This window comes from Microbacterium sp. 77mftsu3.1, assembly GCF_900100525.1.
GTDB lineage: Bacteria > Actinomycetota > Actinomycetes > Actinomycetales > Microbacteriaceae > Microbacterium > Microbacterium aquilitoris.
The window spans coordinates 77,961-86,976 of the sequence record NZ_FNCR01000007.1 but is presented as its reverse complement, the minus strand read 5'-3'; the positions used below and the strand labels follow the sequence as shown (position 1 = coordinate 86,976).

At 67.5% G+C, this 9,016-nt stretch carries 14 protein-coding genes; 2 read left to right on the top strand and 12 right to left on the bottom strand.

The features are described 5' to 3' along the window. Window positions 1-239: 239 nt before the first annotated feature. The 5 genes from BLR68_RS17175 to BLR68_RS17155 are packed head-to-tail and all read right to left on the bottom strand — an operon-like array spanning window position 240 to window position 2,739. Window positions 240-1,106 carry a hypothetical protein gene (locus BLR68_RS17175; protein ID WP_018186283.1) on the bottom strand — a complete coding sequence of 289 codons (867 nt, stop codon included), beginning with the start codon at window positions 1,104-1,106 and terminating at the stop codon, window positions 240-242. A 49-nt stretch (window positions 1,107-1,155) separates the two neighbouring features. Continuing rightward, a complete protein-coding gene (locus BLR68_RS17170) occupies window positions 1,156-1,479 on the bottom strand; it encodes a hypothetical protein (protein ID WP_018186282.1) in 324 nt (107 codons plus the stop codon). Beyond that, window positions 1,476-1,658, bottom strand: coding sequence for a hypothetical protein (locus BLR68_RS17165; RefSeq protein WP_018186281.1), 183 nt, complete (start codon window positions 1,656-1,658; stop codon window positions 1,476-1,478). The genes BLR68_RS17170 and BLR68_RS17165 overlap by 4 nt, the downstream gene beginning before the upstream one ends. Beyond that, window positions 1,658-1,996 (bottom strand): hypothetical protein, encoded by a 339-nt coding sequence (locus BLR68_RS17160; protein ID WP_018186280.1) that lies wholly within the window; start codon window positions 1,994-1,996, stop codon window positions 1,658-1,660. Before BLR68_RS17160 ends, BLR68_RS17165 begins: the two co-directional genes overlap by 1 nt. After that, the gene (locus BLR68_RS17155; RefSeq protein WP_018186279.1) at window positions 1,996-2,739 is read right to left on the bottom strand and encodes an exonuclease domain-containing protein; all 744 of its coding nucleotides are present in this window, start codon (window positions 2,737-2,739) and stop codon (window positions 1,996-1,998) included. Before BLR68_RS17155 ends, BLR68_RS17160 begins: the two co-directional genes overlap by 1 nt. 151 nt (window positions 2,740-2,890) lie before the next feature. On the opposite strand from BLR68_RS17155, the gene BLR68_RS17150 reads away from it, so the two are divergent. Then, entirely contained in the window at window positions 2,891-3,682 is a 792-nt protein-coding gene (locus tag BLR68_RS17150) for a hypothetical protein (RefSeq protein WP_018186278.1), read from the top strand. 246 nt (window positions 3,683-3,928) lie between these two features. On the opposite strand, the gene BLR68_RS17145 is transcribed toward BLR68_RS17150, so the two are convergent. Beyond that, on the bottom strand, window positions 3,929-4,567 hold the full coding sequence (locus tag BLR68_RS17145) for a metallophosphoesterase (RefSeq protein ID WP_018186277.1): 639 nt from the start codon (window positions 4,565-4,567) through the stop codon (window positions 3,929-3,931). Between the two features lie 101 nt (window positions 4,568-4,668). Between BLR68_RS17145 and BLR68_RS17140 the strand changes: the two genes are divergently transcribed. Continuing rightward, a complete protein-coding gene (locus BLR68_RS17140) occupies window positions 4,669-5,697 on the top strand; it encodes a sugar-transfer associated ATP-grasp domain-containing protein (protein WP_018186276.1) in 1,029 nt (342 codons plus the stop codon). Here the strand turns inward: BLR68_RS17140 and BLR68_RS17135 are convergent. The 6 genes from BLR68_RS17135 to BLR68_RS17110 form a co-directional block, all read right to left on the bottom strand. Then, a complete protein-coding gene (locus tag BLR68_RS17135) occupies window positions 5,687-6,145 on the bottom strand; it encodes a hypothetical protein (protein WP_018186275.1) in 459 nt (152 codons plus the stop codon). The genes BLR68_RS17140 and BLR68_RS17135 overlap by 11 nt on opposite strands. Window positions 6,146-6,201: 56 nt before the next feature. Beyond that, window positions 6,202-6,864 (bottom strand): hypothetical protein, encoded by a 663-nt coding sequence (locus tag BLR68_RS17130; RefSeq protein ID WP_018186274.1) that lies wholly within the window; start codon window positions 6,862-6,864, stop codon window positions 6,202-6,204. After that, window positions 6,864-7,394, bottom strand: coding sequence for a hypothetical protein (locus BLR68_RS17125; protein WP_018186273.1), 531 nt, complete (start codon window positions 7,392-7,394; stop codon window positions 6,864-6,866). The genes BLR68_RS17130 and BLR68_RS17125 overlap by 1 nt, the downstream gene beginning before the upstream one ends. Next, a complete protein-coding gene (locus BLR68_RS17120; protein WP_018186272.1) occupies window positions 7,391-7,837 on the bottom strand; it encodes a hypothetical protein in 447 nt (148 codons plus the stop codon). The genes BLR68_RS17125 and BLR68_RS17120 overlap by 4 nt, the downstream gene beginning before the upstream one ends. 149 nt (window positions 7,838-7,986) lie before the next feature. Beyond that, entirely contained in the window at window positions 7,987-8,412 is a 426-nt protein-coding gene (locus tag BLR68_RS17115; protein ID WP_018186271.1) for a hypothetical protein, read from the bottom strand. Between the two features lie 96 nt (window positions 8,413-8,508). Further along, complete coding sequence (locus BLR68_RS17110; protein ID WP_018186270.1) at window positions 8,509-8,988, bottom strand: hypothetical protein; 480 nt, start codon at window positions 8,986-8,988, stop codon at window positions 8,509-8,511. Between the last annotated feature and the right edge of the window lie 28 nt (window positions 8,989-9,016).

Sequence of the window (9,016 nt, the reverse complement as noted above, 5' to 3'; positions counted from 1 at the left end):
GCAGATCTGTGCGTAGTCCTCATCGACGCCCTGTCCCACCCCGCATCCGGTGAGGGTGGCGGCCAGGGCTGCGACAACCCCGATGGTGACGGTCTGAGACGCGCGACGGCGCGAGATTTCGGGCATGACCTACCTATGCGCGGTGGGAAGGGGCGAGAGTGCCGATCGTAGGCCAGCCCGCTGTGCCGCCCAGCCAGCGAAGACGTTGATACTCGGCCCGATGCGCGAGAGCGCGCCCGCTATGCGGCGGTGCGGAGGGGGATGCGACGCTGGCCCTTGACGGCGAGGTCCGCGTCGCGCCAGTCGTCGACGAGGATGTCTGCGTACGCGTCGAACATGCGGGCGGCGTCGGAGTAGACGAAGTACCCCTCCTTGCCGTCGTTCAGGTAGCTCTTCGCTCGCTCGACGATCGAGCGGTAGTTCTTGTCGAAGACGCGGCCGCGGTACTCGTCGAGCTTGGCGGCCTCCTCCTGGTAGTAGGTCTCGCCGATGTCCTTCCACACCTGCAGCTGCATCTCGCGGGTGCGTTCGGCGTTCCACGGGTCCGTGGGGATGTGGAAGCGTGCGAGTTCCATGTCCACCCGGTCGTCCATGAGTCGGCGGAGCGCTCGGCGGGCGCGGGTGAGCTCGTCGTCGTCGGAGCCGTCCTTGGCTTTCTCCGCCCAGTGCGAAATGTGGAACCCGGCCTTGCCGAGTCCGTACTCGTTGCTCTGCTTGATCCAGGGGCTGCTGGCGTTCCAGTCGCCACGGTCGTGAGCGAGGACGCCGAGCATGAACTGGGCGGGGTGTCCGAAGTGACCGCGGATGCCGTGCTGATCCCGCAGGGCCCAGTCATCCGTCCCGACGAGGATGGGGCCGAGCCCGCCGATGGCGACGGAGGTCTCGAATGGTTCGGGGTCCATGTGCTCGATGGTGGTGCCCGGCGCGGTGCGGGAGCGCGCGTACGCTTCGAGCCCGCGGATGTAGTGACGTTCCGCTTCGATGTCGTCCTGGACGTCGAGTTCGTCGCGGAATCGCTGCTGTCGTTCTGCTTCCTCCCGCTTCATGCGGGTGTAGACCTCGTGACCTGCCAGGTTCACCTTCGGCTTCCTGCTGAACAGCCCCATCGTTTCACTCCCCCTGGATCCTGGTTTCACCGTATCGGGTGGTGCCGACCTACTTGTGCAGGGCCTTCACGAGCTGGTCGTAGCGGGTGTGGTACTCCTCACGGGTGACACGGAGCGTGCCGTCATCCTCCACCGGGTCGAACTCGTCGAGCTGGTCGGCGAGGGTCTTCGCGGCGGTCGCGGTCCGCACCTGCTGCCACCAGCGGGGCGGGGTCGCACGCTTGCCGGTCCCGACATGGAAGACGTCCACGGTGCCCTTGTGGTCGGTGCCGGTGAGCTTCACCGCGGCGTACAGCCCGCGGGGGCTCATGTGAACCGCTTCCGCCTCGATGGTGCCGTCGCCGGCGGGCGTGGAGATGTTGATGGTGCTCATGCGGAGGGTTCCTTCTCGAGCTTGTCGGGGTAGAAGTCTTCGATGTATGGGCTGTTCCCGTAGCCGCCGTGGGGGAACTCCACGCGCACGCGTCGGGGCAGGATGCCGACGATGACACCCGGGTGGACGTGCACGCGGGTGCGAAGCACGCGCACGTGGTCTCCGATGCGGAGGTCCATCAGAATCGGCCTCCCCCGGCGCTGTCGCCGTAGTAGTCGCCGATCTTGTACATGTCGTAGGTCGCCTGGGACACCTCCACCCAGCCGTCCTTGTCGCCGGCGCGCAGGTCGAAGGTCCACCGGTCCGGGTGGTGCTGCTTCCGCTCCACGGGGATCGACATCGTGCAGTTGTGCTCGCTGTCGTACGACATGCAGTGCGTAGTCCAGTACGACGATTGGTACGCGGCCCGGTAGTGCTTGTCGGTGATGGTGCCCGAGGAGATGGCGGAGCATCCGGCCAGCGCGCCGACGGCGGCTGCGACAGCGAGGACGGTGGCGAGAAGCTTCGGGGTGCGCATCAGAACGTGTACTCCGGTTCGGGGGCGCGCAGAGCCAGCGCCGAGTCGTAGAGGGGCCAGTTGCGGTCCACCTCGAAGTCCGTATCGCCCTGGCTCCGGCGGTACGCGACGAAGGACGCACGCTGCTCCCTGGCCCACTGACGCTGCAGCCGGGTGAGGTTCTCGGGGGTGACCCCGGTGAGGAACTTGCCGAGGAAGACGAGACCGATACGGCCAGCGGCGATCGCGTCGGCCTTCGCGCCGTGGGCTTCCTCGTCGGTGAGGACGACGTCGTACAGCGGAGCGATGGCGGTGAGGGTGCGCTTCCCGCGACGGTACTTGTCGAACTGCTTGTCGAGCAGGAACGTGTCGATAAGGACGAGCGGTTCCACCGCCGCGACCGGGTCAGGGTGACCCGACCGGTCAAGCTCGTGCACAAACAGGGACAGGTCGTACGACCCGTTGTGCGTGACGACCGGGACCCCCAGCCCTGCGAGGACGGTCAACGCGTCGAGGATCTCGGGGATGACCCCAGCGAACGGGCGACCCTCGGCGAGCGCCTGCTCGGTGGTGACGCCGTGGATGGCCGCAGCGCCGTCGGGGATGACGTACCCGTCGGGGCGGATCATCCAGTCCTTCCCCCAGATGACAGCGCCGGTGTCGTCGAGCGCGCCAACGTAGGCGGTGACGATGCGTTCGGTGGCGTGGTCAACGCCGGTGGTCTCCAGGTCGAAGACGCCGACAGCGGGGACGGGAGTGGTCATGGTGTTCCTTCGGGCTGCCCTCCCCATGCGCGGTCGCGCACAGCGTCGGGGTCAGCTGTCCCTATGCGTGACATGGCGCAGCAACGTGCGCGGACCGCGCATGACCTGCACGTATCGCTAGGCTCTGCTCGACAACTCAAGGGGGAACCAGATGCTGAAGCATCGACACTTCTGCGCGCTCACGCTCGCCATCACCGCCATCGCACTCGCCGGCTGCACAGCTGCAGCTCCCGAGACTCCGGCTGCTGCGACGCCGTCGGCGACGACCGCGCCGGAGACGTGTCCGACCGGTGAGGTGGACGGTGCCGTCCTCTACCTCGAGGTCGTGGAGGACGAGCGCGGCTCCTACTGCCACGTGTCCGCCAACCCGGACACACTGACTTTCCCGACGGACATCGACGAGCGGCTCACCCTGGATCTGGGGGTCAGCGACGACACGATCAAGGAAGCGCAGGCTCGCGCTGCCTCGTGGTTCATCGAAGAGGTCGCCGATGGCCCGGCGCTGGAGAAGACCGGTGACGAGGTCCGGACGTACTTCCAGGAGTCCGGCGTATTCGACCCGACGTACATCGAGGACTACGTCGCCCTGTGGGATGAGACCAAGACAACCGCGAGCGTCATCACCTTCGCTACCACCGGTGAAAAGGTTGAGCTCGCGCGCGATGGGGAACCCCGCCTGCAGGTCAATGACCTGACTTTCACCAAGGCGAAGCCCGCCGAAGACGGCGGAAAGGTCCTCCCCTACGTCGTCTTGTACGCCGACCTCACCGGCGACTACCGCACCGCGGACGGACAGACGTGGGGCGTCGACGCCACCATGAGAGTGACCTACGCCCTCGAAGGTCGAGAGCTCGGACCTGACGGGCAGCCGGCGGGAACGTTCCTGGGTGGCGCCCTCACCTCCCCTGACGGCAGGGAGTACCCGCTCAGCACCGAAGGCTGAGTCAACCCCGCAGTGAACGCCCGAGCGCGGCCCCGGCCCCTCGGGCGTCCTGCTGCTCGCCGGTAGTCACCTCATCGGTGACGATGACGCTCAGCGACCAGCGACGCCCACCGATGAGCTGCCACGCCCGGAAAGGCCGCCACGCACCTTCCGCCGGCGTCCCATCCCCGCGAAGCGCGACGATCGCCACCTCCCCCGGCCGAGACCGGTTCGGGCGCGCTCGCCGCCACACACGGGAAAGACGACTCACGCGGCGAGCGCCCATTCGAGGATGGCGGTCTGGGTGACGGGGGCGAAGTCGTTGACGTCGACACCGACGTTGAACATGCGACCGTCGATGCGACGCTTCCCGTGGATGTGCCCGTGCAGGAGGTGCAGACCGTTGTCCTGCGGGCGGAAGAACGTGTGCCGGTCCCGATCGGTGTGGTCACCGGTGTACGGGTAGTGCGACAGTGCGAACCGGACACCACCGATGGTGACGGTGACCCCTAGTTCGGGGAGCATGGTGAACCCTGCCTCCTCGTAGCGGGCGCGGAACTTCTCCCGGTAGTCGGGCTTGAACCGGCCTGCCTCACTGACCCGGTCGTGGTTGCCGGGGACGAGGAACTTGATGCCGTTCAGACGCGCGGCATAGCTGAGGGAGTCCGCGAAGTCGCCCATGCACAGGTCGCCGAGGGCGATGAAGACGTCCGTCGGCTTCACGAGCGCGTTGTGACGCGCCACGAGCGTCTCGTTCATCTCCTGGATGGTCGGGAACCCTCGCTCCTCCTGCACCAGCCGGTGACCGAAGTGATGGTCGCTCGAGAGGGTCACGAACCCTTCGGGCAGCTCGACGTGCGGGATCACAAACTCAGGCCGGTCGGGGACGGCGAACGGAGCGGGCATGGCGGTCTTCTTCCTCACAGCCGGAGCGTCCGCGGCCCTCCTCCCATGCGCGGTGTCGCGCATAGCCGGGTCGAACACCTCTCTCCCCCGAAGGACCCGCCATGCCCGGACTCCCCCGCTCCACCCGCCTCCGCTTCCTCGCCGACCGCGCTCGCCGCATCAATGTCGGGTCCGTCCTCCACCGCGCGCGCGGCGCCGCGCAGACGCACCACAAGTGGACGCCGGCGGTCGCCGTGGACATGCTTTGGCAGGCCGGGTTCCACGGCGTCGGGTTCCAGGACTACGTCGATTACGACTTCGCTCTCCTGACTCGTCGGGAACGGGCGACGTACATGACCAGTCCGTTCTCCCACGAGCTTGCCCAGAAGCTCGATGACCCCGCCTTCCGTCACCTGTTCCACGACAAGGTCGCCTTCAACAAGGTCTTCCGCGGGCACCTCGGCCGTGACTGGATGGTCGTCGAACCCGGCAACGCTGAGCAGCTGATGGACTTCGCCATCGCGCACGGCACCATCATCACGAAGAAGCCGAACGGCCGCGCCGGCAACGGTGTCCACCGCTACAACGTGGAGCCCATCGTGGACTGGTCTGCGTTCCACCGCGGCCTCCTCGAGCGTGGGGAGATCCTCGTGGAGCAGGTCATCGACCAGCACCACGAGCTCGCGGCGTTCTGCCCCGGCACGGTGAACACCACGCGCGTGACGGCGTACTTCGACGGGGAAACCACCCACATCCTCTCCGCCGCCCAGAAGTTCGGCCGCGGCGGTGTCAGCGACCAGAACGCGTTCGGCGGGTTCTACGTCATGCTCGACGAGCACGGACGCGCCACCGGCGCCGGGTACGACTCCCGCGGGAACGTCTACGACACCCACCCCGACAGCGGCCTGCCCGTCGCAGATTTCACCCTCCCGCTGTGGGATGAGGTCACCGCGTTCGTTGACCGGGTCGCCCGGGTCGTGCCCACCGTCCGGTACGTCGGCTGGGACATCGCTGTCACCGACGCCGGCCCCATCCTCGTGGAGGGGAACTGGGCGGCAGGCGTCTACGAGAACAAGGCCTCCGCCACCGGCATCCGCACGGGCACGAAGGCTCGCTTCCTCGCCGCGATCGGCGAGGGCATCACGCGGTGATGCTGTAGCCGGTGTAGGTGCAGGCGTTGCCGGTGTACGGGTTCTTCAGCGACGCGGGCATCGAACCGACGTCGATGATGGCCTCATCGGCGATGCGGCCTTTCCCGTCCTTCGTGGACTCGGACGTGCGAGCGAAGTAGCTCCCGCTCGCCGAGCGGACCACAGCAACCCACCCGGTGCCGGCGGTGGACTTCGCGACGCACCCGGTGACGCCGGACCCCTTGATGGGGGCGCCGAGGGACTTCGCGTACGCGGCGAGGTCTTTCCCGTTGATGAAGGTGCGGGACCCGCCGCTGAGCTGGTCTTCCTGCAGCGCGGAGATGCGGTCAAGGGTCGCCACGGCTGTGGAGTCCTGGCTGTTCGTGATCCACCCGGGCACCTGCGCGACGGTGAACGCTGCGGCGGACACGGTGATGACGATGCTGCCGAGGACGAGCATGGGGTGCATGAGGGGTGCCTCCGGGGGCGAGGGTGAGGGCTTCTGCCTCTACCCTGCGGCGCGGGTCAGTACAGGCCCGACGGTGCCAGGGCGATTGAGGTGAGAACGCGCGTGCCGATGGGCTGCTGCATGACCGCGTCGAGGCGGTACGCGGCCGGGCGGGTGTCGTTCCAGTCCGCCGGCGCCACCCCGTCAGGGCGAGTTTCGGAGGCGAGGGTCAGCTCGTCCTTCACGGCGACGGTTCCCGGGCGGCTGGCCTTGTTGAACGCGTTGATCTTCCCGGACGAGAAGCCGGTGAGCTTCGTGGTGACGGTGTCCACGATGGTGGAGGTGCAGTTCGAGTTGGAGCGGTAGTGGATGGTCCGCACGAGTGAGTACAGCGACCCTTCCTTCACGAACTGCCACTTCGTGGTGAGGCAGACCGTGGGAAGCGTCGCGAACTCAGAGACAGCGGAGCCGGGCTTGTATTTCAGCGGGTCGGCGCTCACGACGATGGACCCGTCGGTCCGGCTCTCGAGGACGGTGGCCTGCCCGACGGTGCGCTTGAAGTCGGCGACGAGCGAGGTCGCGGTCGTGTCGCGGGACAGGGACTCGGTGAGGCCCGCTCCGGTCCGCATCACGGTGATCGCTGCCATCGCGATGGTGAGAGCGACGATGGGGCCGGCGACGAGCGCAGCGATCTGAGCGAAGATGAGCCCGCGCTCGTCGCGGCGGAGGGCGAGAAACATCAGCTGACCGCCTTGAGGGAGATGGGGACCCAGATGGTGCGGTCTGGGCGGGCGGAGTCCACCGGTGTCACCCACGAGTACCCGTCCCATTCGAGGGTCTGCGGTTCGTACTCGACGGTGAAGGTGGTGTCGTCGTTGAGGAACTTGTTCGGGGAGCGGATGAGGAACGTGACGACGTAGTTCGCCCCGGACGCTACGGCCTTCGTGTACTCGACAGCCACGTCCGGCGCGATGTCCGGTGTGCCCGCAGCGGTCGCACCGACGGTCGGTTGGAAGCCGCCGGCGGCGATCTTCGTGGCGGTGGTGGCGGGGGTGTTCTTCGTGAACTCCGCCCCGATGAGTGCGGTCGCGCTTCGCGCGGCGGCGTCAACGTCCATACGCGTGTTCGTGCGGGCGCTTGCGACGGTGCTGGCGACCACGGATCCCGCGACGGTGCTCATGATGATGATGGAGATGATGACGAACACCGGCGCCATGCCGGCGTTGCCTCGCTCGTCTCGGCGCATCCGCGCGCGAAGCCGGGCGATCACGGTGCGGTCCTCGGTCGGGTGACGACCTCGCTGGTGATGATGCAGTTCGCGGGGGTCGCGGCGCACGTGCTCGAATCGGCTCGACCCGCCCCAGTGTGAGCGCCGACGGAGACGGTCACCTTCGCAGCCAGGCCCGACGGGGCGATGGTGACCGTCCGGACCGCGATCGCGTCGGGGAGACCGCTGGCGGAGAGGGTGACGTTGCTGGTGGCGGGGAGGGCAGCGACGTACGCGTACCCGCGCTGCGCGTCGATCTGCACGCGGGCGACGGCGTTCTCTTTGAGGGACGCGTTGACGCGGAGTGAGCTCGACGCGACGAGAGCGCCGATGAGACCGGCGACGAGGCCGACGCTGACGATCGTGTACAGCGCGAGGGACGCCATGAGGAGCCAGGGACTGTTGCCCCGCTCATCGGCGCGCAGCTGACGGAAGAAACGGATCATCGTCCCTCCTATGCGCGTCAGGAAAACAGAAGGGGGCCAGGTGAGTGCCCGTTCTCACCTGGCCCAAGCCACCACAGAGAGGGGTGGGGTATGGCACCGGCTCGGTTCAGGATGGGGCGTCGGGCGCCCCTGAACCAGGCCGGGAAGTATCAGCCTGCGGAGCCGGCGTTGTACGCGGTCAGCATCGCCGCGTGCGTGGTAGGTGTCGCCGTGACGCTGCTGAGCGCAACGCGGATCGGGCCGCCGCCCATTCGGATGAACACCTTGCCTGAGGCGGACTTCACGGCCGTGGCGAAGTCCTGGCCGTTGACGGCGGTTCGGGCGTCAGCGTCGATCGTCGCCTGGGTTGTGATGCTCACGCCGACGCGGCCATCACTGTTGATCGCGGCGATGGTTGCCTTCGGTGCGCCGGTGGCCGACAGCGATGCCGACTGGCCGATAGTGATCTGGGCGATGTCGTTCTTGGCAGACGCGTCCTGTGCGGATGCGACCCAGCCGGGAACAGCGAGGACACCGAAAGCAGCAGTGATGATGCCGACGGCGATACCACCGAGGACGAGGAAGGGGTTTGCCATTGTGGGCTCCTTTGGCGTGTGACCGGCCTATCCGGTCTGGGGGCAGAGGGAAGGCCCTGCTGAGGTGAGCTGCCCGCTCACCTCAGCAGGGTGGGGTCACGACGCGGTAGCGGGGCGGTCGGCGGGGGCCGTGGCGCCCGGGTAGGCGGCGATGGCGGCCGCGTTGGCTGCGCTCACGGCGGCGGTCCGGGAGGCCGCCTCGTTGATGGCTCCACCGTTGAGGCGCCAGAACGCCTTGTTCGAGTCGGACTCGACGATGACGATGTAGTTCTTCTTGTCCGTCGAGCGGAAGATGCTTGCCGTCTTGCCGGTCGTCACGCTGACGCCAACAGCGGCGTCGCCGTTGATGGTGTCAGCGAGGACGGTCGGGCTGGCACCGGCCGGTGCCTGGACTGCGCTCTTCACGAAACCGGTCGCACTGAGCGACGCTGCCTGGCCGATGGTGACCTGGGCGATGTCGTTCTTGGCGGATGCGTCCTGTGCGGATGCGACCCAGCCGGGAACGGCGAGGACACCGAAGGCGGCGGTGATGATGCCGACGGCGATACCACCGAGGACGAGGAAGGGGTTTGCCATGATGGGCTCCAAGAGGAAGGTGAACGGG

Coding starts and splice junctions, on each gene's coding strand:
- BLR68_RS17155 (WP_018186279.1), bottom strand. CDS start 2,739: ATGACCACTCCCGTCCCCGCTGTCGGCGTCTTCGACCTGGAGACCACC.
- BLR68_RS17120 (WP_018186272.1), bottom strand. CDS start 7,837: ATGATCCGTTTCTTCCGTCAGCTGCGCGCCGATGAGCGGGGCAACAGT.
- BLR68_RS17175 (WP_018186283.1), bottom strand. CDS start 1,106: ATGGGGCTGTTCAGCAGGAAGCCGAAGGTGAACCTGGCAGGTCACGAG.
- BLR68_RS17135 (WP_018186275.1), bottom strand. CDS start 6,145: ATGCACCCCATGCTCGTCCTCGGCAGCATCGTCATCACCGTGTCCGCC.
- BLR68_RS17150 (WP_018186278.1), top strand. CDS start 2,891: ATGCTGAAGCATCGACACTTCTGCGCGCTCACGCTCGCCATCACCGCC.
- BLR68_RS17115 (WP_018186271.1), bottom strand. CDS start 8,412: ATGGCAAACCCCTTCCTCGTCCTCGGTGGTATCGCCGTCGGCATCATC.
- BLR68_RS17170 (WP_018186282.1), bottom strand. CDS start 1,479: ATGAGCACCATCAACATCTCCACGCCCGCCGGCGACGGCACCATCGAG.
- BLR68_RS17165 (WP_018186281.1), bottom strand. CDS start 1,658: ATGGACCTCCGCATCGGAGACCACGTGCGCGTGCTTCGCACCCGCGTG.
- BLR68_RS17110 (WP_018186270.1), bottom strand. CDS start 8,988: ATGGCAAACCCCTTCCTCGTCCTCGGTGGTATCGCCGTCGGCATCATC.
- BLR68_RS17145 (WP_018186277.1), bottom strand. CDS start 4,567: ATGCCCGCTCCGTTCGCCGTCCCCGACCGGCCTGAGTTTGTGATCCCG.
- BLR68_RS17160 (WP_018186280.1), bottom strand. CDS start 1,996: ATGCGCACCCCGAAGCTTCTCGCCACCGTCCTCGCTGTCGCAGCCGCC.
- BLR68_RS17130 (WP_018186274.1), bottom strand. CDS start 6,864: ATGTTTCTCGCCCTCCGCCGCGACGAGCGCGGGCTCATCTTCGCTCAG.
- BLR68_RS17140 (WP_018186276.1), top strand. CDS start 4,669: ATGCCCGGACTCCCCCGCTCCACCCGCCTCCGCTTCCTCGCCGACCGC.